Origin of the sequence: Vibrio sp. 10N.261.46.E11 (assembly GCF_041472735.1) — a bacterium.
GTDB lineage: Bacteria > Pseudomonadota > Gammaproteobacteria > Enterobacterales > Vibrionaceae > Vibrio.
On sequence record NZ_JBFRQW010000002.1, the window covers coordinates 49,753 to 76,625 of the forward strand.

18 protein-coding genes are annotated in these 26,873 nt (G+C 44.4%); 12 read left to right on the forward strand and 6 right to left on the reverse strand.

Annotation, left to right across the window (positions count from 1 at the left end; genetic code table 11):
- Window positions 1-5: 5 nt before the first annotated feature.
- Together putA and AB4407_RS00655 are read right to left on the reverse strand one after the other, a co-directional pair.
- Entirely contained in the window at window positions 6-3,161 is a 3,156-nt protein-coding gene (gene putA / locus AB4407_RS00650) for a bifunctional proline dehydrogenase/L-glutamate gamma-semialdehyde dehydrogenase PutA (protein WP_372117607.1), read from the reverse strand.
- Between the two features lie 181 nt (window positions 3,162-3,342).
- Window positions 3,343-4,167: a helix-turn-helix domain-containing protein gene (locus AB4407_RS00655; protein WP_372117609.1), complete on the reverse strand. Its 825-nt coding sequence runs from the start codon at window positions 4,165-4,167 to the stop codon at window positions 3,343-3,345.
- A 498-nt stretch (window positions 4,168-4,665) separates the two neighbouring features.
- Here AB4407_RS00655 and AB4407_RS00660 point away from each other — a divergent pair, with 498 nt between their 5' ends.
- From AB4407_RS00660 to AB4407_RS00670, 3 genes are all read left to right on the forward strand, one after another.
- Window positions 4,666-5,775 (forward strand): PEGA domain-containing protein, encoded by a 1,110-nt coding sequence (locus AB4407_RS00660; protein ID WP_372117611.1) that lies wholly within the window; start codon window positions 4,666-4,668, stop codon window positions 5,773-5,775.
- Window positions 5,776-5,932: 157 nt separating this feature from the next.
- Window positions 5,933-7,762 (forward strand): SUMF1/EgtB/PvdO family nonheme iron enzyme, encoded by a 1,830-nt coding sequence (locus tag AB4407_RS00665; RefSeq protein ID WP_372117613.1) that lies wholly within the window; start codon window positions 5,933-5,935, stop codon window positions 7,760-7,762.
- Between the two features lie 376 nt (window positions 7,763-8,138).
- Window positions 8,139-8,921: a PAS domain-containing protein gene (locus AB4407_RS00670; protein ID WP_372106517.1), complete on the forward strand. Its 783-nt coding sequence runs from the start codon at window positions 8,139-8,141 to the stop codon at window positions 8,919-8,921.
- A gap of 87 nt (window positions 8,922-9,008) precedes the next feature.
- On the opposite strand, the gene pdxH is transcribed toward AB4407_RS00670, so the two are convergent.
- The gene (gene pdxH / locus AB4407_RS00675) at window positions 9,009-9,644 is read right to left on the reverse strand and encodes a pyridoxamine 5'-phosphate oxidase (RefSeq protein ID WP_372117616.1); all 636 of its coding nucleotides are present in this window, start codon (window positions 9,642-9,644) and stop codon (window positions 9,009-9,011) included.
- 190 nt (window positions 9,645-9,834) lie between these two features.
- On the opposite strand from pdxH, the gene AB4407_RS00680 reads away from it, so the two are divergent.
- The 6 genes from AB4407_RS00680 (at window position 9,835) to AB4407_RS00705 (ending at window position 19,417) form a co-directional block, all read left to right on the forward strand.
- Window positions 9,835-11,733, forward strand: coding sequence for an ATP-binding protein (locus AB4407_RS00680; protein ID WP_372117619.1), 1,899 nt, complete (start codon window positions 9,835-9,837; stop codon window positions 11,731-11,733).
- A gap of 99 nt (window positions 11,734-11,832) precedes the next feature.
- Window positions 11,833-13,137, forward strand: coding sequence for a sigma-54-dependent transcriptional regulator (locus AB4407_RS00685; RefSeq protein ID WP_372118028.1), 1,305 nt, complete (start codon window positions 11,833-11,835; stop codon window positions 13,135-13,137).
- 112 nt (window positions 13,138-13,249) lie between these two features.
- Window positions 13,250-14,641: an HlyD family type I secretion periplasmic adaptor subunit gene (locus AB4407_RS00690; RefSeq protein ID WP_372117620.1), complete on the forward strand. Its 1,392-nt coding sequence runs from the start codon at window positions 13,250-13,252 to the stop codon at window positions 14,639-14,641.
- Window positions 14,642-14,700: 59 nt separating this feature from the next.
- Window positions 14,701-15,369: a transglutaminase-like cysteine peptidase gene (locus AB4407_RS00695; RefSeq protein WP_372117622.1), complete on the forward strand. Its 669-nt coding sequence runs from the start codon at window positions 14,701-14,703 to the stop codon at window positions 15,367-15,369.
- A gap of 5 nt (window positions 15,370-15,374) precedes the next feature.
- Window positions 15,375-17,285, forward strand: a complete 1,911-nt coding sequence (locus AB4407_RS00700) for a LapD/MoxY N-terminal periplasmic domain-containing protein (RefSeq protein ID WP_372117624.1) — start codon at window positions 15,375-15,377, stop codon at window positions 17,283-17,285.
- A 17-nt stretch (window positions 17,286-17,302) separates the two neighbouring features.
- Window positions 17,303-19,417: a type I secretion system permease/ATPase gene (locus tag AB4407_RS00705; RefSeq protein WP_372117625.1), complete on the forward strand. Its 2,115-nt coding sequence runs from the start codon at window positions 17,303-17,305 to the stop codon at window positions 19,415-19,417.
- Between the two features lie 184 nt (window positions 19,418-19,601).
- Here AB4407_RS00705 and AB4407_RS00710 read toward each other — a convergent pair whose 3' ends face one another.
- The 3 genes from AB4407_RS00710 to AB4407_RS00720 form a co-directional block, all read right to left on the reverse strand.
- The gene (locus AB4407_RS00710) at window positions 19,602-19,898 is read right to left on the reverse strand and encodes a Bor family protein (protein WP_372117627.1); all 297 of its coding nucleotides are present in this window, start codon (window positions 19,896-19,898) and stop codon (window positions 19,602-19,604) included.
- Between the two features lie 123 nt (window positions 19,899-20,021).
- The gene (locus tag AB4407_RS00715) at window positions 20,022-21,341 is read right to left on the reverse strand and encodes a sensor histidine kinase (RefSeq protein WP_372117628.1); all 1,320 of its coding nucleotides are present in this window, start codon (window positions 21,339-21,341) and stop codon (window positions 20,022-20,024) included.
- Between the two features lie 36 nt (window positions 21,342-21,377).
- Window positions 21,378-22,082 carry a response regulator gene (locus AB4407_RS00720; protein ID WP_372117631.1) on the reverse strand — a complete coding sequence of 235 codons (705 nt, stop codon included), beginning with the start codon at window positions 22,080-22,082 and terminating at the stop codon, window positions 21,378-21,380.
- A gap of 786 nt (window positions 22,083-22,868) precedes the next feature.
- Here AB4407_RS00720 and betI point away from each other — a divergent pair.
- The 3 genes from betI to betA all read left to right on the forward strand — a co-directional run bounded on the left by betI (window position 22,869) and on the right by betA (window position 26,832).
- Complete coding sequence (gene betI, locus AB4407_RS00725) at window positions 22,869-23,471, forward strand: transcriptional regulator BetI (RefSeq protein WP_012600068.1); 603 nt, start codon at window positions 22,869-22,871, stop codon at window positions 23,469-23,471.
- Between the two features lie 115 nt (window positions 23,472-23,586).
- A complete protein-coding gene (betB, locus tag AB4407_RS00730; RefSeq protein ID WP_372117633.1) occupies window positions 23,587-25,047 on the forward strand; it encodes a betaine-aldehyde dehydrogenase in 1,461 nt (486 codons plus the stop codon).
- 72 nt (window positions 25,048-25,119) lie between these two features.
- Entirely contained in the window at window positions 25,120-26,832 is a 1,713-nt protein-coding gene (betA, locus tag AB4407_RS00735) for a choline dehydrogenase (protein WP_372117636.1), read from the forward strand.
- Window positions 26,833-26,873: the final 41 nt, after the last annotated feature.

The following is a 26,873-nucleotide window of genomic DNA, read 5'->3' on the forward strand; positions in this document are numbered from 1 at the left end:
GCTCCTTATGCCTTGTCTTGTGATTGAGAAAAATGAACATCAGTAAAGCGATATAGGTAGTGAGGACCACCCGCTTTAGGACCGGTACCCGACAAGCCTTGACCGCCAAATGGTTGAACACCAACAACAGCACCTACTTGGTCACGGTTGATGTAGCAGTTACCCACGCGCACGTGCTTTTCGATCCAACGATAAGTGGTCTCGTTACGGCTGTGGATACCCATGGTCAAGCCAAAGCCCGTTTGGTTAATTTGGTCTACCACTTGCGCTAACTCACTCGCCTTGAAGCGAACAATGTGCAGCACTGGGCCGAACTGTTCTTCTTTTAAGCAGCTGATGTCATCGATTTCAAAAGCACTTGGTGGAACAAAATCACCATGTTCACAATCCGTACCTAGAGAAAGTTGAGCCACCTTCTTCTGGGTATTGGTCATGTTTTCTAAATGCGCCATTAACTTGTGTTTCGCGTTTTGGTCGATAACAGGGCCAACATCGGTTTTATGAAGATGTGGGATACCAACACTCAGTTCGTCCATTGCACCGTGAATCAATCCAATTACGCGGTCTGCAATGTCTTCTTGGATGTAAAGCACACGCAGTGCAGAACAACGCTGACCTGCTGAAGCGAATGCCGAACGAATCACGTCACGAACCACTTGCTCAGGCAGTGCGGTACTGTCGACGATCATTGCGTTCTGGCCGCCGGTTTCCGCGATAAACGGAACGGGTTTAGCGTTACGGCTTGCCAATGACACATTGATGCGTTGCGCTGTTGGAGTTGAACCAGTAAAGGCAACGCCCGCAATCGCATCATGGCTTGTTAGTGCACTGCCGATCTCAGCACCGCGACCCGGTAGTAACTGAATGGTGCCAGCAGGGAAACCCGCTTCGTTCATCAGTTCAACCGCGCGAGCTGCAATCAAGCTTGTTTGCTCGGCAGGCTTCGCCACAACCGTGTTACCCGCGACTAGTGCCGCTGTAATTTGGCCAAGGAAGATCGCTAGAGGGAAGTTCCAAGGGCTGATACAAACGAACACACCACGACCTTGTCGAGAAGCGATTCGTGTTTGGCCATCAAAACCTTTTAGTTCGAAACCTTGTAGGTTGTCCGCTTGTTTTGCGTAGTAACGACAGAAATCGACTGCTTCACGTACTTCATCAACACTATCGTGAATTGTCTTACCCGCTTCTTGATGACAAATCGCCACCAGCTCAGCGAGGTTGTCTTCCATCAAGTCAGCCAACTTATCAAGTGCAGCCGCTTTGGTTTCAACCGAAGTTGCGTTCCAATCAGCGAATGCTGCGTCTGCGCCAGTGATCGCTGCGGAAACATGATCAAGGTTAGCGAAAGCCACCTGACCCACATTAATACGACGATCATAAGGTGCCGTCACTTGCTCAACGTTCTGATCAGCCTTGATCATGCTTTCGGCAAGAGATTCACCGTTGATCACAGGACCCGCAGTCCATTGATTGTTTAAGAAGCTTTTGACTTGCTCTTCAAATTGATGGGCTTCGCTTTCAATATCAATGTTCACACCGTAAGAGTTCTTACGCTCAGGGAATACCGCTGGAGGCAGAGGAATCTTAGTATTGTTCAGCGTATCGAATGCCAGAAGCATATCGACAGGGTGTTGCGTCAGCTCTGACACAGGGCAACGCGCATCAACTAGACGGTGGACAAACGAGCTGTTTGCACCATTTTCTAGCAAGCGACGTACTAGGTATGGCAGTAGATCTTTATGGCTGCCAACCGGTGCGTATATACGTACCGACTGTTGGTAAGCTTCCATCGCATGGTTGTACAGAGAATCACCCATGCCGTGTAAGCGTTGGAATTCAAAGTCTTTATGGTCGGTCATGACGGCAATAGCAGAAACCGTATGAGCATTGTGGCTCGCAAACTGCGGGAAGATATTGCCGCGAACACTTGGGCTCAATAGGTAACGCGCACATGCAAGGTAAGCTACGTCTGTCGCTTCTTTACGTGTGTAAACTGGGTAATCAGTAAAGCCAGCTTGTTGCGACCATTTGATTTCGCTGTCCCAGTAAGCACCTTTAACTAAGCGAAGCGGGATCAAATCACCCTGCTCTTTCGCTAGGCGGTTTAGCCATACTAGAACCGGAAGTGCACGCTTTGAGTATGCTTGAATAACCAGACCAAATTTACCCCAACCTTTTACAAGATCAGTACGGTACAGTTTTTCGAATAATTTAAGAGAAAGCTCTAGGCGATCCGCTTCTTCCGCATCAATCGTAATCGCAACATCGAGCTCTACTGCACGGCGCAATAGCTGCTCTAGCGTGTCGCAAAGTTCAGTCAGTACGCGGTCTTCGTTCGCCACTTCATAACGTGGGTGAAGCGCAGAAAGCTTGATAGATACCGATGGCGCAGGGCTCGATTTTGAAGAAACATTCGATTTTGGAGAAACATAGCTGTCTCGACCTACGGCTTCAATCGCCATTAGGTAATCTTTGAAGTATTTGTTTGCGTCAGCTGTAGTCAGTGCCGCTTCACCTAGCATATCGTAAGAATAGGTAAAACCTTTGTCACGCATAGACTTACCGTTCTTCTGCGCTTCAGCAATACTGCGGCCAAGAACGAATTGGTGACCCATCACCTTCATTGCTTGGTGCATCGCTTTGCGAATTACTGGCTCAGAAAGCTTGTTCACTAAACGGTTAACCGCTTGACCTGCACTCTGCTCGTTAGATGAAAGCCCAACCACCTTGCCTGTTAGCATTAGGCCCCAAGTTGATGCGTTAACAAACACTGAGTCAGAATTCTTCAGGTGAGATTTCCAATCCGCAACGCTAAGTTTGTCGCGAATCAGTGCATCAGCCGTTGCCGAATCAGGAATACGCATCAAGGCTTCCGCCAGACACATTAGCAAGATGCCTTCTTGAGTATCTAAACTGTATTCAAGCAACAAGGCGTCGATCATCTGAATAGATGTTTTATCCGCACGGATAGACTCAATCAACGACGTCGTTTTGTCTGTAATTTGCTGCTTTTCTGACTCAGAAGGGGTAGCTAGCGGCAGGAGTTGCTCTAGCCATTGGGTTTCATCCACCATATATAATGGTGAGATAAGCGACCATAGATCAGCAAGCGACTGCTCGTTGAATTCTGGCTTTAACACATCAGTAGCTGTAAACATGCGTTTTCCTTAATCTCACACCCGGAATTAGCCCGGGCTCTCTACAATGGCTGCAGTGTATTTAGAGTATATAAGGAATACTTGTCAAAAACTCCGAGTTTTTTGCTAAAAACTCGCTTTATTAACAAAACAAAAACAAGGTCACATATGAAACTTTAATATAATATGCCGTTTTGTTTCATTATTTAACAGAAATTTGTTTTTTGTATTGAGATGGTGACATGCCTTGAAGGCGTGAAAAGGTGTGAGTAAAGGAAGATTGACCAGAGAAACCAGCTAACTCAGCGACCTGACCAAGGCTGAGGTTACCTTGTTCGATTAAACGACGAGATCGATCGATACGCTTACCTAGCACGTACTGATGAGGGGTAATGCCCATTTGATCTTTGAACAACATGTGGAACTGGCTTTCGCCCAAGAACACGCTGCCAGCAAGCTGAGCGACTGAGATCTTATTCGCGAGATGTTGCTCAATGTAGCGATCCAATGCCTCCAGATCAAAACGCGAGTCTTTAATCGAGGTTTCAAACGCCGAGATGTGTCTTTGCATCAGCGCGATCACCGTGTCATTACAGGCTCGGCTTAGTAGAAGATCATCAGGACTGGCCTGCATCTCCTGCACCAACATATGGATAAGCTTTTGAATCTGCGCGTCTAATTGAAAATAGACATTCGATGATTCTAACTGGTTGATCTTCTCTAACATCAGAGGGTCATCATCCGTTGGCACTGGCATATTAAGTACTAGGATGTCCGACTGGCCAACCACACCACCGAAAGCATGATCAGAGCTCGCCGTTACCACACAACCTTGACCGGGGCCGACAAGATTGCCTTTACCGCTGACTTCAAATTCAGCCTGACCTTTTAAACCTATCACGACCTGCGAATAATGATGATCGTGACAATCCATGTGCGAAGGCAAGGTAATGATCTCTGCGGGACGAGGGCCAGTAAGGCCTAGCGGAGACAAATCTAGGTTTGGAAAGGGTAAAGGTTTTGGCATGACAGCAAAGTACTTAGGTCGACATGATAAGAATAATACTCTGAAATCTGCACAAGATGAATTTGTAAATGATCATGAGAGTTGTTTTCTCTTTTTCAAAGAAAGATCATTATTGATAACCTCGTGATCATGTCTCCGGAAGTATGATCAAGTGGTCCCAAACTACGGGCTTTGTAAAGTCAACCTTCCAATCTTTAGGTCACTCTTCCTTGTTCCAATAGCAAATAAATCTGAACACCAAAAGTCAAAGCAAGTCACAAATGGAAACCAAATGACCACACCATAACGACAATATTTTCTTATATAGCTCAATTATTTCAGTCTAAATATGTAAAAAGTGTATCCGAAGTACCGAAACTTAGCTTTTGAGTAGATTGGAGGGCAATAAAACGGTATAAAGACGGGTACTGTGTTAATTGCTAATAACTAGTGACTGACAACTAGGAAGTAGACACTTTATTAACGAGCCAATTTTAAATATACAAGTTGCAGGGACCTATGACTAACTTTCGAATTTCAGCGCTTTTACTTGCGCTATCCCCACTTTGGGTATCTGCATCGTTATCTGCTGAAGAACTGAATCAAGTCGATCCCGTTTCAGCTATCGATGCAAAGCTAACAGAGAAAAACTCAGATATTGAGCGAATTTCAGCGACCAAAGTATCGGCAACTGAGACCTTAAAACAACTACAAAACCAGAACAGTAAGTTGTTACGTGAAGGTGAAGAGTTAAAGGCAAAACGTAACCGAGCTAAATCTGTACTCGACAAACAGTACAGTCGTTTACTTGACGACCCAGAAACGGATCTGGTTTCTTTTCAGAAAGGATACCAAGATGCTTGGGCTGCGGTTAAAGAGAATCAATCGTCTCTACTAGATAACCAGCAAGCGATGAATGAGAACGAAATCTATCTTTCTCAAATCAAGCAAAAGCAAGCTCGTTTGAACAATGAGCTGGCTAACTTGAAAGAATCAAAAGTTGAAGCTCGCGTTAAACGTATTGCAACAGAACTTCGTGAAAGTGCGGTTCTTGAAACGAGCTACACCACCACATGTTCATCAACAATGACACTGGGTGAGTGTATTGCTCAAGGTAAACACCTGACGAAGCAGAAAGCAGTACAAAACTTCAAGAGCAGATTACTTGAACAGCTCACAGAAAGCACGCTAGCTAAGCAAAACTTACAAGGTGTTCAATTGAACATCCATGTTCAAGATAGCCAATCAATCAAAAGTGGTTTCTCTGGTAACAACTCTTACTTTGTGCAGATGCAAGCTCAACTTCAAGCCAAGCCTGAAGCGATTGCAGCATGTAACTTATTGAACGTTTCAACTCGCTACTGTTTAACAGACAGCGACGTTAAGGTTGCAAAGAAGAGCGATAAGCAGTGGGCAAACGTGATGGTACGTTCTGATCAATATAATGACTCAGTCACTATCAACGGCATTAAATACGGCAGCACACCCCTAGAGGTTTCGCTACCGAGCGGTCGTCATCAAGTAACCATCTCAAAAGAAGGTTACGAGTCATACAACCGCACAGTGACTATCAACGGCAGCGATACTATTTGGGTGAAACTCCTTCCTAGTAAAGAAAATGAACTCTAAATATATAAAGCTAAGCCTGATATAAATAGCCGTGCCTATTTCACAAAGCTGAATGAATACTCGCCATCTTGTTGTAGTTATAGAAAGTAGCTTCAAACGAAATGGCGTTTTCGTTAGAATATTCAATTAACCTAAATTACGACTGAAGTAGCCCAACATGCGCCAAGGTTTTCCTACTCTATTATTTGCACTTGCTCCATGCTTAATGACGCCTGCTGTTTTCGCTGAAGCGACATCTCCAGTAATCACGTCATCAGTCATCGACATTGAAAGCTCTCTTTTCGAAAAACATGCCAGTTTAACGGCTATCGAGAAGAAGATGGCGGACAAACAAAATCAAGTCGATAACCAAGCAGAGCAAATGGCACGTCAAGCCAAGTTATTAGCTCAATCAGAGCAAAAACTCGCAACGGCGAAAACTAGCCTAGAGCAAGATTACACTCGCATGATTGATGAGCCAGGTTTCGATATCTCACCGGCTCAAAACCATTTTCAAGATGCCTGGAAATCGGTAAAAGAGCACAAGCTTACGATTTCGGATTCTGACCAAAAGCTTCAAAGCTTAGTGATGGAGCTAGAAGTCATCGAAGCAGAAAAATCGGCTGTAGAAACTTCAATCGCCCATTTAAATCAAGACAAACTAAGAGCAAGAGCCGAAAGGTTGAGAAGCGAGGTCACTCAAACACAAGAACATACCGTTAGCTTTACCAACCGCTGTAGCAGCGACATGACGTTAGCTCAATGTTCAGAACAAACGGTGGCTTTGACACTTCAAAAAGCAGTAAAACAATTTCAAAATAGCCTTGTAGACAACGCGACAGAATCAAAAATAGTAAAAGAACACCTGGCGTCAGCTTCTTTGAATATTCATGTTCTGCAACACAGCGTGAAATCATCTGGCTTCTCCGAAGATAACCGTTACCGAGCCGTGATTGCTGCGAATTTAGAAACTCGTCCAGATAAGAACACTCCTTGCCGCTTACTTGGCATTCAATCTTCAAATTGTTTCGATCAGAGCGATCTGCAAGCCGATGATCAGCAGAAAGAAGTTGCATGGGTTAACTTGGTGGTTCGTTCAAATCAATATAATGACAAGGTTTCTATCAATGGTGTGAACTATGGCAGCACTCCGGTTGAAGTGATGTTACCTACAGGGCAGCACATGGTTACGATTGAGAAAGAAGGTTACCTTTCTTTCCACCAAGAGCTGAAAATAGCCCGAGACCACAACCTAAGAGCAGTATTACAAGCGAAGCAGAATTCACTGAATGTGGGTACCAAATTTGCCGACCCAATGGGCAGTGGTACTCAAAGTCCAGAAATGATTGTGGTCGGATCCGGGACTTATCTACTCGGTGAAAATAACGCTGAGCAAGTCACGATCAAACAGCCATTTGCATTAGCGGCAACCCCAACTCGTGTTCAAGATTTTAGAGCATTTGTGAAAAATACGGGTTACCAGACAGACGCTGAGTTGATGAACACCTGTGACACCTTCGTCAATGCAGAGATCACGACTGTGTCAGACAATGACTGGAAAGATCCAGGTTTCAAGCAAGTCGATAGCTCGCCCGTTGTATGCGTCAGCCAAAGCGATGCGAAAGCGTACACACGTTGGTTATCTAAAAAAACAGGATTTACTTACCGTCTACCAACACAACAAGAGTGGGAAGCAGCGGCAAGAGCGGGTCAAGATACCAGCTTCTGGTGGGGCAACAAATTCCGTTCAGGTAGAGCTAATACTGGTTGGTCTGGCACACAGTGGTCAAACGTCAGTACTTCTCCTGTTAAATCATTCTTGCCAACGCCAACGGGTTTCTACGACATGGTAGGTAACGTTTGGGAATGGACTGCAACCCCAAAAGGCATCGCTAAGGGGGGCGCGTGGAGCTTCTCTCCTGAAGAGGCAAAAGTGTTTGCTGAACTGTACGTTTCACCTTCTACTGCCGCTAACTACTTAGGATTCCGAGTATTACGAGAGCTATAAGCTCTTGGTATTACTCAAAGCCCTCAAATATTGACCTTAGATTCTCCTAGTATCAGGTTGAGTCAGTGTTTATAGGGGAATTCCCTCCTTATATTCGATCTCGCCTAGGAGTAAATTCGTCGATAGAGTAGTAAGTCACTCTGGGTATCTATCTGATACCTCAGCTTAATTTACATGACCCTCGTAAATTAAACTGGAAATCTTCTACGTGTCGACAAGGTATATCTTGTCTTTGGCCAGCCCTTCTTCAGGCTGGCTTTTTTTTGCTTTTTTCTCATCCTTTTTGTTTGGCCATCGATCAATAAAAGCGCACTTAAACAGCATGCCGTTCAACTATTGATCACACTCCATTTTTGATGCATAACTCGACTTCTAATTGTCATTGCAGCGCTATAAGAAACTGATATCATTGCAATACTTCCTCTTACGAGATAAAGCCTTGCCGGATCCCCTCAACTCCATACATCGTTCTTTATTTGAACAACTTCCAGGTTGCTGGGGTTGCAAAGATACTGACTCTGTCTTCGTGTATGCCAACCTTGCTTACAACCAATTGATTGGCTTAAAACCCAACGAAACTTGTACGGGCTTAACCGATTTCGATATGCCTAGTCAAACAACCGAATGTGCGCAGGATTTCAGGGCTCAAGACAGGCATGTAATGGATACACGCAGTACTCTTAAAATCCTCGATATTCACCCTTATCCAGACGGACGCTGGCACGCCCATATTTTTACTAAAACCCCTTGGCTTGATGGGAATGGCGAAGTTCAAGGCACCATTTTTTATGGTCAAGAACTCACCGACACAGCCATCTTAGAGGTAGGCCATTGGGTGTGTCAGGCGACTTGCAAAAAAGACAATCAAGTGTCCATTGCAGGATCAAAGCCACGCATATCAAAGCTCAAAAAGCGACTGACTTCGCGAGAATCAGAAGTGCTGTTCTTGCTGCTATTCGGCAAGAAACCACAGTACATCGCGTCTACGTTGAACATTTCAATCAAAACGGTCGAAGGGCATGTCGCCAGGTTGAAACAGAAATTTGATGCGCGCAGTAAAAGCCAGTTGATTGAGTATGCGTTGGACTCGGGGCTAGGCTCTATGATCCCAGAAACCCTGCTTAAAAAGCAGATCTCGGTTGTTCTGCACAGTGATTAGATATTGGTTTGATGAGATGCAGACAAAAAAATACCGTTGATAAGTCTAATCAACGGTATTTTTGGATCAGTTAAGCCATTAAGCAAATTAAGGCGCTAGGCGATCGATATCCCAGCTATTGTCTTGGCGTGAGAACAAGAAGCGGTCATGCAGACGGTGTTCACCACCTTGCCAGAACTCAATGCTATCCACACGCACACGGAAGCCACCCCAGAAAGAAGGCACAGGAATCTCTCCTTTCGCGAACTTCTGTTTAAGCTCTAGATATTTACCTTCTAAAATCCCACGAGCAGAGATACGGCTACTTTGCTTACTTGCAATTGCGGCCAATTGGCTCTCTTTTGGTCGTGACGAGAAGTACTTCATGTTTTCCATTGCTGTCAGTTTTTCAGCCGTGCCCGTAATATGAACTTGTCGCTCAAGAGGGTGCCAAGGGAAATGCAAACTGATTTTACTGTTGTGACTAAGCTGATGTGCTTTACGGCTACCCAAGTTGGTGTAAAAAACGAAGCCGTCTTTATCAACATTCTTTAGTAGAACAATTCGCTGGAATGGCTGACCATTTTCATCAACCGTAGCAACTGTCATGGCAGTAGGGTCCGTCAACTTAGCTTCAATAGCTTGCTCTAGCCATAGATTGAATTGCTCAATCGGGTCTGCGGCTAAGTCTTTACGTCTCAATCCACCCTTAGCGTATTCGCGACGAATATCGGTCAGTTCCATTTGGTTGCTCCTTTCAATTTATTTTGATTTTGCGCTGTAATCCTTTGAAACACAAGTCTAAGCCATGGTTTTGTCTCACAGAAGGTGCTCTGTGTTAACAAGATCTCGGTACTCTATCCATCATATTGATAATCTTTATACAAACCGATGACATGCTGAGATCCTAGTGACTAAGATACTGCTTAACATAATGACTCCCTTCGTTTTATTCTCATTGTTATTGGGGGCTATTGGGCTGAGCGCAACTCATTTTTTGGCAGTACAATTTCAAGAAAAAGTGATCACTCAAAAGCTCAACGAAGCAGCCAATAAAGCGAACCTACAAATCGACTCTGAACTGGATAAATTCAAACAGATCCCTGATTTGCTCAGCCATGACCCACGTCTGCTCTCTTATTTTGACTCATCACCACAAACAGACAAGATTTCCGTGGCTCAGCTCAATCAATTGCTATTTGAATGGTCTAATCAAAGCCAAGCCGACACCATCTATATCCACGATTCGAGCGGCACTGTCGTGGCTTCAAGTAACTACCAAAAGCCTAGTACTTTCGTGGGTGAGAACTTCTCGTTTCGTCCTTACTTCGCCTCAGCAATTAAGGGCAGCAACACACACTATGTCGCACTGGGTGCACGCTCGAATGTACGCGGTTACTTTTTGTCTTCGCCCCTGTATATAGAGAATGACATTGTTGGGGTTATCACCGTTAAAGTGAGTCTAGAGAACCTTGAAAATATCCTAACCAGCGATGATTTTGAGATTGTGGTGCTCGACTCTAACCAAGTGGTTTTTCTCTCGAGCCAAACTCAGTGGCTTTATCACTCGTTGTTGCCATTGAGCCAGAAGCAACAAACCGATATCGCCATGCAACGCCAATACGGTCAAAGCGAAATTTCGATCATAGAAGCTTTTCGCTCTTCCAACTATCAACCACAAGTTAACGACGCTAATCAGCCCAACAACATTCAACCAAATCGAGTACAAAAAGAACTCACGGCAAACCGATTGTTTAAACTTGGGCCGTTCAATCTTTACCCCGCAACCTTCAGTAACAATCAGTACCAAGTTGTCGCATTAAAAAAGGCCGAAGCAGAGCTAATTAAAGTGCTGCAGATCGATGTCATCTTCGTGGTGATTTACAGCTTGGTGATGCTCATCGCGTGGTCGTGGCGCCAGACTTACGTCGCGAAAGTCGCGCTAACCCGACTCAACCAAAACCTAGAACAAACCGTTGATAAACGTACTCACTATTTGAAGAAATCCAATCAACAACTTCAGCAAACCATTTTTCAATACCAAGCATCGCAGTTAAAGCTGAAGCAGACAGAACAAGAGCTGACCCAAACAGCAAAATTAGCGGTACTCGGAGAGCTGTCAGCCAGCATTAACCACGAAATCAACCAACCGCTTGCAGCGCTTCGAACTTATAGCGAGAACAGCTTAAAGCTGCTAGAAATGGAACGTACAGATTTAGTGAAGAGCAATCTTGAGAAAATGATTGGCCTCAACAACACCATTACCGACATCATAGCGCGACTCAAAGTCTTTACTCGCAAGGTCACTAAACAAGAACATCATGTCGCGAACCTGCACCAAGCGGTCAACAACGCCACCAGTATTCTCAGTGCGCTGATGATCAAGCAAGGCATTACACTAAGGCTAAGCACGGTGCCAGATCACATTAATATTGCCATTCATCCAACCGAACTCGAGCAAGTACTGGTGAATCTGATTCACAACGCGACTCAAGCGCTTCAACAACAAGTTATTGAACAAAAAATCTTGCAGGAGCAACAAAACCTGGAAAACGTTGACCAACCGGCCAGCCCACAGATAGGCATCGAATGGCAACTGCATCATAACTCTTGTCAGCTGATCATTTGGGATAACGGAATTGGCATGCCGAACGATAAGCTAGAACGGCTGTTCGACCCGTTTTTTACCACTAAACCGGAAGGCTTAGGGCTAGGGCTTTCAATATCGAAACGGATTATTGAAGCTTATCACGGCACGATCAGCGCCAACCGATTAGAGCCTTCAGGCATGGTATTCTCGCTCAACATCCCGTTATATAACGATAAGCGCTAACGTGCCGTTGTTATCGTTGATTAGAAAATGAATTTTACATATTGCTAATTTCACACATAGCTAACCTCACATACTGTTAAGGATTCGACTTTGCACTCTCTGCCTAAACTCTATTTTGTCGATGATGAACCTGCCATTCGAGACTCCGTAGAACAAGCCATGCTCATTGAAGGCATCGATATTGCCTGCTTCCCAAATGCCATTGAGGCACTAAAGAGAATAGATGTGACGCAAGCTGGGATTGTCATTACTGATATTCACATGCCAGTGATGGATGGCATTCAATTGACACAAAAGCTGCTGAATCAAAACCCTCATTTTCAGATCATTGTACTGACAGGCCATGGGGACGTGCAAACAGCCGTATCCGCAATGAAAGCTGGCGCTTATGATTTTTTGGAAAAACCGTTTGTGGTCGATGCCCTGCTGACCGCAGTAAAAAAAGCATCGGATAAGCTCGCTTTAGTTGAAGAGAATAATCTATTACGTAAAGAGTTGGCGGTACAGAATCAGGTGGGTCCAAAACTGATTGGTCAATCGCCATCAATGCAGGCATTACGCCGAGAACTGATCTCTCTAGATACCAAAACTAACCCACTTCTACTGTTCGTCGGTGATTTAGGAACGGGTAAAAGGGTCACGGCGCAGTACACGCACGATCTTCACAGCCATCAAGCCGCAGAGCTTTGCCCTGTTGCTGCGTTTAATTTGCCACGCAGTGACGAAGCGACATTCCATCAGTTTGTTTTGCAACTGTTCTTGAAACATCAGGGTGGGACACTTTATATCCATGAAACAGAAGCATTAACTCAAGACCAATGGCAGTGGCTAGCGAACTTAAAACCCACTCTACTTCGTGAAAACTCATGCAAGACCAATGCAACTTGTATCATTTTAGCAACCAAAATACTTCCTACTACAATTATAAGTGAGTTCCGTCGATTTGATTTGCTACCGCTAGCACAACGAACAGAAGATATTGGTTCTTTGTTTAAACATTTCGCTCGTGGTGCGGCAAGTCGATATCAGTTACCTCCACCGGTGATTACAGAAAAAGAGGTTCAGCGATTGATCGCCACTCACTGGAGTGAAAATATTCGACAGCTTCGCCAACATGCAGAGCTCAGAGTGTTGACTAAACCCAAGCTGGCATCGCTTGAATCAGAGCCTGATCATAATCAAGAGCAAAGCGATAAAGACCACATCGATCTAAAGACTGAAGAGCAACAACGCTCATTAAGCCAACGAACCGATAGCTTTGAGCAAATCATCTTGATAGAGGCACTACATCGTCATCAAGGGCGCTTAAAAGAGGTACAGCAAGAGCTGCAAGTATCGCGAAAAACGCTTTATGACAAGCTGAGAAAACACCAACTTGATAAAACAGATTTCAAAAAACAATAAGAGTTAAAAAATATATAAATTCAAAGATTTAAAGGAGCAAAGCCTTAACATTTATCAAAAGTAAGAATACACTCACAAAGCTTGCACTTTTATTTAGCGAACAAGGACTGTTATGAGTCAGAAAAATTTCAGCAAATTGAACGAGACCGAACTTGAGTATGTCGATGACAAAACAGCGGCACTGCTCCTCAATACGCCCACCAGTGCGCGTATTATGTTGTGGGTTATCGTTCTGTTTTTTGTCGCTGCTATTGGTTGGTCTGCTTGGGCTGAAATCGACAAAGTGACTGTTGGCCAAGGGAAGGTGATCCCTTCCTCTCAGATTCAGGTGGTGCAAAACCTTGAAGGTGGTTTGGTTAAAGAAATTTTAGTCAAAGAAGGGCAACGAGTTCAAAAAGGGCAACAATTACTATTAATAGATGACACTCGATTCCGCTCTGACTTTCGTGAGCGCGAACAACAAGTCGCGAACTTAACGGCTAATGTACTCATGCTTTCCGCTTCACTGACCAGCGTCATCATCAATGAAGAATTCTCAGTCGAAGAGTGGAAAAAAAGTGTCTTGCTTGACTACGGTAAACTTGCCTTCCCACCACTATTCTACGATCTTCACCCTAAATTGGTTAATCGCCAAAAAGCAGAATATCGTCAAGATCTGAATAACTTAAAAAACCAACTTTCCGTATTTGATCAACAGGTTGGGCAGAAACAGCAAGACCTAGTTGAAATAAAAGCGCGTGTTCAAAACTTAAGACAGAGTTACAACTTTGCCCGCCAAGAACTGGATATTACCAAGCCTCTTGCTGATGAAGGGGTGGTACCAAAAATTGAACTGCTCAAGCTACAAAGGCAAGTTAACGATACTCGCAGAGAAATGACCTCTAGCGAACTCAAAATCCCTCTTCTACGTTCAGCAATCAAAGAAGCGATGCTCAGTCGTATCGATGCTGCATTGAACTTCCGATCAGAGCAACAAGAGAAACTAAACCAAGCACAAGATAAGCTCTCTGCAATGACAGAATCAGCGGTTGGCCTTGAAGACAGAGTTAATCGTACCGTAGTAGTTTCTCCAGTAACCGGAACCGTCAAAACGCTTGGTATTAATACCGTAGGCGGCGTTATTCAACCGGGTATGGACATTGTTGAAATTGTACCAACTGAAGATTCCCTATTAGTTGAGGCGAAAATTGCGCCACAAGATATCGCATTCTTGCGTCCTGAATTGAGCGCTGTGGTTAAGTTCAGTGCTTATGACTTTACTAAATACGGTGGTTTAGTGGGTGTGTTAGAACACATCAGTGCCGATACCACTCAAGATGAAGAAGGTAACAGCTTTTACATCGTGCGAGTGCGTACCGAGAAGTACAGCTTTGGGGCTAATGAAGAGCTTCCTATCATTCCCGGTATGACCGCTTCTGTCGATATCATCACTGGCAAAAGAACCGTGCTTGAATATATGTTGAAGCCAATTTTGAGTGCTCAAAACAACGCACTAAAAGAGTAAGGACGGTTAATGCTTGAGAACGTCTTCCTACTGGGAATGCAAAAAAAAGAGCAGCGTCAATGAAGCCTCGGTTCTCGTTATTGTTGCTGCTCCTTACCTCTTTTACTTCCGGGGCACTGAACAAAAGTGATCAAAGGTGGATAGACGCAGTTTCTGTAACCTACGGAGAAAGAGCAGGGAAGCGAGTATCTACATGGCGCTCGAATATGACGTCGTACGCAGGGTTAAGTGAAAAAGAGAAACTCGATTCGGTAAACCGGTTCTTTAACCAAATGTACTTTGTGAATGACAGTATACTTTGGGGAAAGAACGACTACTGGGCGACACCGCTGGAATTTTTGGGCAGTAACGCGGGAGACTGTGAAGATTTCACTATCGCAAAATATTTCTCTTTACTTGAACTGGGCGTCCCAGATAAGAAATTACGATTAGTGTATGTAAAAGCACTTGAGTTAAACCAATTCCATATGGTGTTGGCTTACTACTCTACACCGAGTGCAGAACCGCTAATTTTAGACAACTTAAACCCTGAAATAAAACGCGGCTCCAAGCGCAGAGATCTACGACCGATATACAGTTTCAATGGTAAAAACCTTTGGTTAATCAAGTCGGCGGCTGGCAGCGGTAAGTTATCAGGAAAATCTTCAAGATTGAGCTTATGGAACGACTTACGTTCGCGTGAGCGCTCTCTAAAATTAAACAAACCCATTATCAATTACGATGAGTAGGTACAATGACTTTATATAAACAGCTTGTGGTCGGGATGGTTGCAGTGTTCATATTGCTGATGACGTCAGTTTTTATGATTGAATTCAATACCACCCGTGGATACTTAGAAGAGCAGCAACGCTCTGAAGTAAATAATACCATTAATACTGTTGGACTGGCGCTCGCCCCTTACCTCGAAGAAAAGGACCAAGTGGCTGTAGAGTCTGTTATCAACGCACTGTTTGATGGTAGTTCTTACTCTGTCGTACGATTGATTTTTTTAGACACAGGAGATGATATTATTCGTTCATATCCTGTTAAACCAAGTGGTGTTCCGCAATGGTTTACCAACCTGAATTTATTTAAACCGATTCACGATCGCCGCGTGATTACTAGTGGTTGGATGCAACTTGCCGAAGTTGAAATAGTGAGTCACCCAGGCTCAGCTTACACGCAGCTTTGGGAAGCCTTTACCCGACTAGTGACCTTCTTTGGAGCGATTTTCTTACTGGGTTTAATCTCGATTTCATGGATACTCCAGCGAGCACTACGCCCGCTGTCATTAATCATAAAAAAAATGAATCAGATTGCTAAAAATCAGTTCGGAGAACCTCTGGCTCGCCCTAAAACAAAAGATCTCATCTTAGTCGTCGACGGTATTAACCACATGTCGACTCAGGTAGAGCAGGCCTTTAAAAATCAGGCGCAAGAAGCTCAACGACTTCGTGAGCGCGCGTATATCGATCCTGTTTCTCAATTAGGTAACCGTGCTTACTACATGTCTCAATTAACTCAGTGGTTAGAAGAGTCTAGTTTAGGTGGTCTGGCGGTACTAAAAGCCGAATTTATTAGTGAAGAGTATGATGATAAAGGCTATCAAGAAGGCGATGCCTTAGTTCACCAATTAGCTGAACAGCTACAGGCTTCTATTTCATCTCCAGATATTACTATCGCTCGTATTTCTAGTGATGAGTTTGGCTTCATTATGCCGAACATTGATGAAAGTGAACTGAAACTCGTCGCGAGCAGCATCGTAAACTGCATTCAAAATCTAGGTTCAGATCCAACTGGTATGGCGAATCCACACATAGCACTCGGTGTGACATACAGCAAAAAACGTAAAACCAGTACTGAAATCATGTCTTTGGTCGATAACGCACTGTCTAGCGCGAAAGCGAACCGTGAGCTTGCTTACGGTTACGTAACTGCTGACGACCATGGCGCTGTAATGGGTAAACAGCAATGGCGCATGTTGGTCGAAGAAGCAATCATCAATGACCTAGTAACTTTCCGCTTCCAAGCTGCGAATAATAGTTTTGGCAAAACTTATCACCAAGAAGTGTTCTCTGCGATTGAGAAAGAGGGGGTTCGTTACGGTGCTAACCAATACTTATACGCATTAGAACAGCTTGAAATGAGCCACATTCTCGATCAATACGTTATCGAGAAGATGATTGATAAACTGAATGCAAAAGAGCTTACTAGCCCCGTTGCTATCAATATATCGCCAAGTAGTATTTCTCAGCCAAGCTTTATCCGTTGGATTGGAAAATCTCTTGAAAAAAATGCTTCAATCGCTCATCTATTACATTTTGAAATTCCTGAAAACTGTTTCGTCAATGTTCCGCACTACACGGCATTATTGTGTAACACCATTCGCAACGCTGATGCGGTGTTTGGTGTCGATAATTATGGACGCAACTTCCAATCGCTCGATTACATCAACGAGTACCGCCCTAGCTATGTGAAGCTGGATTACCTATTTACTCATAACCTTGATGACGAAAAACAGAAATTTACGTTAACGTCTATCTCAAGAACGGCTCATAACCTTGGTGTGACGACTATTGCGTCACGAATTGAAACTCAGACTCAGTTAGATATTTTGTCTGATAACTACGTAGAAGTGTTCCAAGGCTTCATTGTTGATAAATAGTTGTAAGGTTATATCGCATGCAAGATCCACTATTAAACTCACTGATCTACGTTAGTCGGTATTACGGGTTAGCTAACTCGCCCGAAGCGTTGATCAATGGGCTACCACTCTCTGATGGAAAGCTAACTCCTTTCCTATTCCCTCGCTCTGCAGAGCGTGCGGGGTTAGTGGCCAAAGAAAACCGTTCCGATCTAGAAAACATCCCTCACTTAATTCTGCCTGCTATATTGTTACTCAAGCAAGGTGAGGCTTGCGTTCTTAATAGTATCGATATTGAGAAGCAAGAAGCCGAAATCATCACAACGGAAAGTGGGATGATGCCAATCGTCATCCCTATCGAAGAGTTGAAAGAGCAATTCATCGGCCGTTACTTCTTAGTAAAAAAACAATTCCGTTATGATGAACGCTCGCCAGAAATTTTAAAAGCGCGCGAAGGTCACTGGTTTTGGAGCACGATTTGGCAATCTAAAAGAATCTATCGTGATGTGCTGATTGCATCAATTTTAATCAACCTTTTCGCTATTGCAGCGCCAATGTTTACCCGTTTGGTGTACGACAAAGTAGTACCGAACCTTGCGTTTGAGACGCTATGGGTACTCGCGAGTGGTATTTTTGTCGTCTTCCTCTTTGACTTGCTTTTAAAGTTAATGCGAAGCTATTTTATTGACGTTGCGGGTAAGAAATCCGATATCCTGATTTCATCTAAGTTGTTCAGTAAGGTGCTCGGGATTCGTATGGAAGCTAGGCCAGCTTCTGTCGGTGCTTTTGCTAAAAACCTGCAAGAATTCGAATCAATTCGTGAGTTCTTTACTTCAGCAACGATAGGCTCATTAATCGATTTGCCATTCGCTCTTATGTTCTTAGCGTTAATTTGGTTAATGGCTGGCAACCTTGTTTTTGTTCCTGTCGCTGGTGTGGTAATTCTGATCATCTATGCGTTGTTAATACAAGGCCCGCTGCGTCGTACCATTGAAGAAGGTTCTCGCCTTGCTTCTCAGAAGTACGCAAACTTAATTGAGAGTTTGGCGGGGCTAGAAACCGTTAAGCTATTCAGCGCGCAAAGTCAGTTCCAATTCCGTTGGGAAGAAGCTGTCGCGCATATGGCAAACTGGAATATCAAGAGTCGTCGTATTACAGACAGCATCCAAAATACTGCTGGCTTTGTTCAACAAAGTACTAATGTGGGAATGATCATTTTTGGTGTGTACCTAATGGCAGAAGGCACGCTTACAATGGGGGGCTTGATTGCCGCTACTATGTTGAGTGGTAGAGCAATTGGTCCTCTTGTTCAGTTATCATTGCTTTCTACACGTTACAACCAAGCGAAATCATCGATGACCTTGATTGAACAAGTCATGTCGATGCCTAGTGAGCAAGAGGAAGGCAAGCGCTACATCCATCGCCCGATAATCCAAGGGCATATCGCACTTGATAAGGTAACTTTCCATTACCCTGATTCACCAATCGCTTCTATAAGAGACCTGACTCTAAATATTAGTCCTGGTGAAAAGGTCGCGATTATTGGGCGAATTGGTTCCGGTAAAAGCACACTTGAACGCCTGATTATGGGCCTGTATAAGCCCACAGAAGGTCATGTTCGCATTGATGATACAGATATGGAACAACTTCACCATGTCGACGTACGACGCAATATAGGCTGTGTGCCGCAGGACAGTAATCTATTCTATGGCACGGTGAGAGACAACATTACCTTGGGACGCCCGTTGGTTGACGATCGTGATGTTATGGATGCTGCCAACCGTGCAGGCGTTACCGCTTTTACTCAGCAAGATCCTGCAGGCTTAGAGCGCCAAGTAGGCGAAGGTGGTGGTTTGCTCTCCGGAGGTCAACGTCAGTCGATTGCCATAGCTAGAGCCTTTCTAGGCCGCCCTCCTGTATTATTGATGGACGAACCTACCAGCGCTATGGATAACCGTTCAGAGATGCACATTAAGCATCAGCTGAGCCAGCTGTTACCTAGTGAGACTTTGATTCTTATCACCCACAAAACGTCGATGTTGGATATCGTGGATAGAGTGATAGTGATGGAGAAAGGCAGCATTATTGCGGACGGACCAAAATCACAAGTTCTGTCAGACTTGAAGCAAGGTAAGGTAAAAGCGGCAAGTTAGGTTGTTCTGAAATTTCAGCTCGCTTGAGGTGAATATCTTCAAGCGAGTTGAAAGTAATTTAAACCAAAGCTGGTATAAGTCAAAACCGACGAGGCTGTTCGGCTTTCATGCTGAATATCAGGCAGCAGCTTCCAAGACCAAACTTTTTGTGTCGTCAGTCGGTTCGTGGACAAATAACGACGAGTTAAGCTTTGCAGTAAACGCGAGCTTCACGTGGTGTATAAATACCGAAAGTCAAAGTCGCTAGTAAACCATTTACGAATGTCTCTTGAACTTCAACTTTAGCAACGTTGTCGATACCGTTACATACTTCAGCTGCATCAATTTGTTTTTTCTGCGCTAGACCGTTGATGAAAAAGTGGTGTGACTTTTCAGTTGTTGGGGCTGTTGCTTCGCTCTCTTGAGGGGCCATTACGAAAGTTTGTTGAGCGCAACCTGTTGCTACTAGCGATAGTGCCGCGATGATCATTAATTTTTTCATGTGTTTCTCCAGAGATAAAATTCAGCTCACGTTAGTAAGGGTGAACGAGTGTTGTTGGTTTTGAAGGGGGATATCTAGCCCCCTTCGGTTGATGTTGAACATTATTCCAGAGATGATTTTTCGTTACTGTATGGGTTTGTCAGTCGAACCATGACACAGTGGGAAGGTCATAGTGAATACGGCGCCCTTTAAAGTGTTGCTTTGTGCAATTTGGACTGTTGCACCGTGTTGAACACAGATCTTCTTGACGATAGAAAGCCCTAGACCATGGCCACTCTTGGCTTTGTTACGCGCTTTATCTCCAACATAAAAAGGTTCGAATAGGCGAGAACGGTGCTCTTTTGCTACGCCGTCACCGTCGTCATGCACGGCGATTTGTAACATATCGTGGTGTACGCTTGCTTCTATCGAAATTTGTGAGCGTGCGAATTTCATCGCGTTACGTACTAGGTTATCTAACGCGCGATTGAGCAGCGTATCATCTGCTAATATCAAGCTAGGCTTTTCTGGTAAGGATAGGTCAATATTAAGTTCCGTCTCTTTGTTCCAACGACTCATTGCGTGATCGATAAAACCTCTTATTTCTAATGGCTGTTGTAAGTTATCTAGGTCACAACTGTCGAGTTTTGCGTAATATAGTAGCTCATCGACCATTTTCTCCATCTCTTCAGTGTCTTCGACAATGCTTTCGATAGTATCTTGCTGCCCCTCGTTGAGTGGCGTGTCTTTGAGCATTTCTGCCTGCCATTGAATTCGAAATATTGGAGTTCGCAGTTCGTGAGCTACCGCATTGGTGAGCGAACGATTACTCTCGATCAAGCTATGGATTCGGTCGGCCATCAGATTAAAGGATTTATTCAGAGATCCAATGGCACTGCTGCCGGATGTTTCAGCTCGCGAAGAGAGGTCGCCTCCTGCAAAGCGCAGTGTGGCATTTTCAAGTTTCTTAACTCTTCGGAAAATAATCAACAGATGACCTAGGCCGTATACGATGAAACTCGCGATAAAGAATACCCAAATAAGATCATCTTCGAGCTCAATCTTTTGTCGAACGAGTGTGTCGTCGTTGGGCAGGTAATGATAGATGTTTTCATTGTTAGCTAAGCGAAACCATAACTCACGATAGTCGTCGTGAAAAATAAATACGTTGGGGTTAGCAGTAAAGAATTCAGAAACTGGAGCCGGTACTTCATCATTCGATTTGAATGTGACGAGGGTATTGCGGGTGGTGTCAACAAACTGATTTATGGCTTGATGAGCGGCTTCGAGGCCCTGATTATTTGCTATGTTTTCTAGGAGCTGCTGGTGGGCCGTTGCTTCGTAATCTTGCAATATATATTCATAGTCGGTATTGAGCTGATAGACACAAATTTCGTAGGCGAGAAGACCAACAATAAAGCAAGTTAACAGCCCTAGTAGGGACTCCAAATAGATACGTCGCATAATCGCTCTCTTTCATTGCGCCCGTACTGAGCGCGGTTAATGCCAGGCGGTCGAAACAAATAAGTAACCTTTCCCGCGAATGGTCTGAATTTTTTCTGCTGGTGTTTTGTCATCACCAAGTATCTTACGCAAACGCACCACTTTGTTGTCAATCGTTCGGTCGAGCCCGTCGTACTCGATCCCACGCAGTGTTTGAGTTAAATAATCACGTGACAGTGGAGTATCAGGATTAGATGCTAACAGCCAAAGTAGATCAAATTCACTGTCTGTCAGTGATAAAACCACACCTGAAAGCTCGCACTTTTTATAGGTGTTTTTCAGAGTAAGTTGATCAAACTGAAGGCTACTTGAATCATCAACCAGAGGTGTATTGGTTTCTTGACGGCGTAATAGCGAGCGGACCCTTGCCAGCAGAACTCTTGGTTTGATTGGCTTGGTGACATAGTCATCAGCGCCTGTCTCCAAACCTGCAACGTGATCAAAATCATCATCGCTGGCGGTGAGCATTAAAATTTTACCCTTGAAGTGTGTACGTGTCTGTCGGCAGATTGTAAGCCCATCGGTTACAGGAAGCATTAAATCCAACAGCACGATGTCAGGTTGATCATCAAGGATGGTCTGCACAGCATCATTGCCGTCATCTAACGCGGTGACTTCAAAGTCTTGTGCTACAAAGTAATCCTTTAGCATTCGCTGAAGTTTTAAATCGTCTTCTACGATGATCATTTTAGGTTTTGTCATCCCGTTATCAGCCTTGTTGTGCGTTTAATTTATTGAGATTACGTGAGCGTGTTTAATTTTGGTGGATTATTCTGTTGCATATTAATCACAAATGCGTCACGAAAAATGCCTGATGCGAATGATTAAACACTTTTGACGCTAGTTCAACGTTGATATGTCATTTTATGGAAAATAAAAAACAACGTTCAAAAAGATCTACATTCTATTACATTCGCACGACAGATAATTTGATGGTGAACCAATAGAATTTCTCCAATCAGACACTTTGGGAATGACGCATGAATAACTATAGAAAAACGTTACTGGCACTGCCTTTGATTATTTTAGCTGGGTGACGAAAGCCGACTCGGATAAGTATGGTTTTATTACCCGTATTGAGTAAGCCCTAAAAGCAAAGCTCTCAATAGTTCCAACTCTGAGCTAGGTTGATAGTGACTCCGTCATTATCAACCTTTTTTGTGTTTTTCTTCTTCGTTTATCGCTTCTGTTTATCCTCCCAAAAATCGACTTAATAAGATATTCGTTTCTCATGACTTCAAGCAATCAGGTTGGTTAAGTTTTGTTCTAACTGAACACAAACATTTGACCAATAACTATCACACCTCAAATCTTTAATTGATTTCATTAGTGTCCTAAATGATATTTAACCAGTTGTTTTTAATCGGGTTGTTATGTTTTGAATGCTGTATTGTTATGAATTTGTTGAAATAACCATTTGAACCCTAACTAAATTTCTGTCATTTTATATTTAACTGAACGTTCAATGAAAAATAAAAGGACTAAGAAATGCCGAAGGTTGGGATGCCTGACATACGTAAACCACAGCTTGTTCAAGCCACCATGACGGTGATAGATCGAGTGGGTTTGCATGCCGCGAGTATTGCATTGATCAGCAAAGAAGCGGGAGTCTCTACCGGCATCATTAATCACTATTTTGGTGGCAAGCATGGCCTGCTTGAAGAGACTATGCGAGAAATACTGCGTCAACTTTCGAATACCGTAACAACAGAATTAAAAGCGCTCCCTGCTGATGCTCACCAGCAAAGGATCAACGCTATCATCAACGGTAATTTCGAAGGCTATCAAGCGGAAAATAAAGTGTCGAAAACATGGCTAGCATTCTGGTCTTATTCGATGCATGACGCTCAACTCAAGCGCTTGCAAAGGGTTAATGAAAAGCGTTTGATTTCTCACTTACTTATTGAATTAAAATCGATTTTTCAACCTGATCAAGCGGAATTGATAGCACACGGCATTGCATCATTAATTGATGGGATCTGGCTGAGAGGGACGCTCAATCCTGAAGGCATTAACGCAGATAAAGCTCGTGCAATCATCAATGACTACTTAGACAAGCAGCTTACGTTTTACTCGTGTCAGCGCGATTAATTATCCATCAAAAATTCTAGTGAGTGAGCTCAAAAAGCTCGCTCTCAACAACGATATGAATTCACAAATACATAGACGATAGAGTCTAACAACAATAATTAAGTCAGAAGATCAAATGGAAATGAACTCGTTATACATTGATGGCGCAGCGGTCAAAGCTACGTCTGGTGAAACCTTTGATAGCATCAACCCAGCAAACGGCGAACTTATCGCCACGTTAGGCCAAGCCTCTCCAGCGGATGTGGATAGTGCTATTGAATCAGCGAAGCGTGGCTTTGCGGTATGGTCTGCAATGACCGCTGTAGAACGCAGCCGCATTCTGTTGAAGGCAGTGGAAATACTTAGAGCTCGAAATGATGACCTTGCAAACCTTGAGGTTGTTGATACGGGCAAGCCGCTGCAAGAAGCAATTGAAGTGGATGTGGCGTCTGGCGCTGATGTTATTGAATACTTTGCTGGCCTTGCTCCCACGCTACAAGGCGACCAACAGCCGCTGAGCGAATCTCAATTTTTCTACACACGCCGTGAGCCGCTGGGCATCTGTGCTGGCATTGGCGCATGGAACTACCCAATTCAAATCGCGATGTGGAAATCAGCTCCGGCGCTTGCTGCGGGTAATGCGATGGTTTTCAAACCTTCAGAAGAAACGCCGCTAACTGCTCTCAAACTTGCTGAGATCTTTACCGAAGCAGGTCTTCCTGATGGCGTTTTCAACGTAGTTCAAGGTGATTACCGAGTGGGCCAAATGCTAACGGCGCACCCAGACATCGCGAAAGTGTCGTTCACGGGCGAAACCGGTACCGGAAAAGCGGTAATGGCTGACAGCGCTAAGACACTGAAATCAGTCACCATGGAACTTGGTGGCAAATCACCAATGATTGTGTTTGATGACGCAAAATTGGACGATGCGGTGTCGGCTTCTATGGTCGCGAACTTCTACACCCAAGGCGAAGTGTGTACCAACGGCACCCGTGTTTATGTACACGAAAACATCTACAACGCATTCATCGACCAACTTAAAACGCGCACTGAGAAGCTGACCATTGGTAACCCAATGGACATGGAAACTCAGATCGGTGCGTTGATTTCTAAAGAACACCTTTCAAAAGTCCTTGAAGCGATTGAGCTAGCTAAGCAGTCGGGTGCAACTCTGCTGACGGGCGGCTATCAAGTGACAGACAACGGCCTCGAAAACGGCAACTTTGTTATCCCAACCGTGTTTGTGGATTGCGAAGACCACATGCCTCACGTTCAACAAGAGATCTTTGGCCCAGTGATGTCGGTAATGAAGTTTACGGACGAAGACGATGTGATTCGCCGTGCTAACGATACTAAATACGGACTTGCTGCTGGTGTATTCACGCAAAACCTCTCTCGCGCTCACCGCGTTATTCACCAAATGCAGGCGGGTATTTGCTGGGTGAACACGTGGGGTGATTCACCGGCAGAAATGCCTGTTGGTGGCTACAAACTTTCGGGTATTGGTCGCGAAAATGGACCAGAGACTCTACTTCACTATACGCAGACTAAGAGCATTCTTATCGAACTTGGCGATTACGCCAGCCCTTATGCCTAACGCGTAATACTTAATTTAATAGGCTAGCTTAAAGTAGCTAGCCCCACTGACTCATCTCAGGGAATAGATAACATGGAACAACGCTACGATTATATTATCGTCGGCGCGGGTTCGGCCGGCTGTGTGTTAGCGGATAGGCTAACGGAAAGCGGTGAACATAGCGTTTTATTACTCGAAGCTGGTGGTACGGATAAGAGCATTTTTATCCAGATGCCGACCGCGCTTTCTTACCCAATGAATACTGAAAAGTACGCTTGGCAATTTGAAACAGAGAAAGAGCCGGGCCTTGACGGGCGCGAACTGCACTGCCCACGTGGCAAAGTGTTAGGCGGCAGCTCATCGATCAATGGCATGGTTTATGTGCGGGGCCACGCGTGTGACTTCGACCAGTGGGAAGAAGAGGGCGCAGCCGGTTGGAATTACCAAGCGTGTTTGCCTTACTTCCGCCGCGCTGAGTCGTGGAACAAGGGTGGTGACGAATACCGTGGCGACAACGGACCTGTAGGTACATGTAACGGCAACGATATGGAGCTTAACCCGCTTTACCAAGCGTTCATCGATGCAGGTAAAGATGCCGGTTACCCAGAAACTCAAGATTACAACGGCTATCAGCAAGAAGGCTTTGGTACCATGCACATGACGGTAGACAAGGGTGTTAGAGCCTCAACCTCTAATGCTTATCTACGCCGAGCATTGAAGCGTTCAAACCTAACATTGAAGAAAGGCATCGTGGCTCGTCGTTTCTTACTTGAGTCACAAGACGTACAGGGTCAATCAAATCTGAAAGCGGTTGGTGTTGAGTTTGAAAAGTCAGGCAATACCCAAGTGGCGGTAGCGAACAAAGAAGTGATCTCTTCTGCGGGCTCTATCGGTTCTGTTCAACTGCTTCAACTATCTGGTATCGGCCCGAAAGCGGTGCTTGAAAAAGCGGGTGTTGAACTGAAACACGAGTTGAATGGCGTAGGTGAAAACTTGCAAGACCACCTAGAAGTTTACTTCCAATATCACTGTAACGAACCTATCACGCTTAACAGCAAGCTTGGCTTGGTGAGCAAGGGCATGATTGGTGCGGAATGGATTCTGACTCGTAAAGGCTTGGGTGCGACCAATCACTTTGAATCGTGTGCGTTTATTCGTTCTCGCAAAGGATTGAAGTGGCCAAATATTCAATACCACTTCCTACCAGCCGCAATGCGCTACGACGGCCAAGCGGCCTTTGATGGCCATGGCTTCCAAGTTCACGTTGGACCTAACAAACCAGAAAGTCGCGGTACGGTTGCGATTACTTCGGCAGATCCGCATGCCAAGCCAGAGATCACTTTCAACTACATCTCAACCGAACAAGACCGCCAAGATTGGCGCGATTGTATTCGTCTGACTCGCGAAATTCTGTCGCAACCTGCGATGGACTTTTACCGCGGTGAAGAGATTCAGCCGGGTCTAAGCATTACCTCCGATGAAGCAATTGACGAATGGGTTAAGCAGAATGTTGAAAGTGCTTATCACCCTTCTTGTGGCTGCAAAATGGGCGCTGATAACGACCCAATGGCGGTACTTGATGAAGAGTGTCGAGTTCGCGGCATTGATAATCTGCGCGTGGTCGACTCGTCTGTTTTCCCTGTTATTCCAAACGGTAATCTGAACGCACCGACCATTATGGTTGCTGAGCGTGCTTCCGATTTGATTTTAGGTAAGCCCGTTCTAAAAGAGCAAAACGTTCCGGTATGGATAGCACCGGAATGGGAAGAAACACAAAGAATCAATAAGCCAGTACGAGAAGCGTAAGTGTCTGTTATTGGTTAAAAAATAGCAAAAGTAGTAAAGAA

Coding starts and splice junctions, on each gene's coding strand:
- pdxH (WP_372117616.1), bottom strand. CDS start 9,644: ATGGAACTGACCGATATTCGTCGCGAATACGCTAAGGGTGGATTGAGA.
- AB4407_RS00695 (WP_372117622.1), top strand. CDS start 14,701: ATGAAGCCTCGGTTCTCGTTATTGTTGCTGCTCCTTACCTCTTTTACT.
- AB4407_RS00655 (WP_372117609.1), bottom strand. CDS start 4,167: ATGCCAAAACCTTTACCCTTTCCAAACCTAGATTTGTCTCCGCTAGGC.
- AB4407_RS00700 (WP_372117624.1), top strand. CDS start 15,375: ATGACTTTATATAAACAGCTTGTGGTCGGGATGGTTGCAGTGTTCATA.
- AB4407_RS00690 (WP_372117620.1), top strand. CDS start 13,250: ATGAGTCAGAAAAATTTCAGCAAATTGAACGAGACCGAACTTGAGTAT.
- AB4407_RS00665 (WP_372117613.1), top strand. CDS start 5,933: ATGCGCCAAGGTTTTCCTACTCTATTATTTGCACTTGCTCCATGCTTA.
- AB4407_RS00710 (WP_372117627.1), bottom strand. CDS start 19,898: ATGAAAAAATTAATGATCATCGCGGCACTATCGCTAGTAGCAACAGGT.
- AB4407_RS00705 (WP_372117625.1), top strand. CDS start 17,303: ATGCAAGATCCACTATTAAACTCACTGATCTACGTTAGTCGGTATTAC.
- putA (WP_372117607.1), bottom strand. CDS start 3,161: ATGTTTACAGCTACTGATGTGTTAAAGCCAGAATTCAACGAGCAGTCG.
- betI (WP_012600068.1), top strand. CDS start 22,869: ATGCCGAAGGTTGGGATGCCTGACATACGTAAACCACAGCTTGTTCAA.
- betB (WP_372117633.1), top strand. CDS start 23,587: ATGGAAATGAACTCGTTATACATTGATGGCGCAGCGGTCAAAGCTACG.
- betA (WP_372117636.1), top strand. CDS start 25,120: ATGGAACAACGCTACGATTATATTATCGTCGGCGCGGGTTCGGCCGGC.
- AB4407_RS00660 (WP_372117611.1), top strand. CDS start 4,666: ATGACTAACTTTCGAATTTCAGCGCTTTTACTTGCGCTATCCCCACTT.
- AB4407_RS00720 (WP_372117631.1), bottom strand. CDS start 22,082: ATGACAAAACCTAAAATGATCATCGTAGAAGACGATTTAAAACTTCAG.
- AB4407_RS00680 (WP_372117619.1), top strand. CDS start 9,835: ATGACTCCCTTCGTTTTATTCTCATTGTTATTGGGGGCTATTGGGCTG.
- AB4407_RS00715 (WP_372117628.1), bottom strand. CDS start 21,341: ATGCGACGTATCTATTTGGAGTCCCTACTAGGGCTGTTAACTTGCTTT.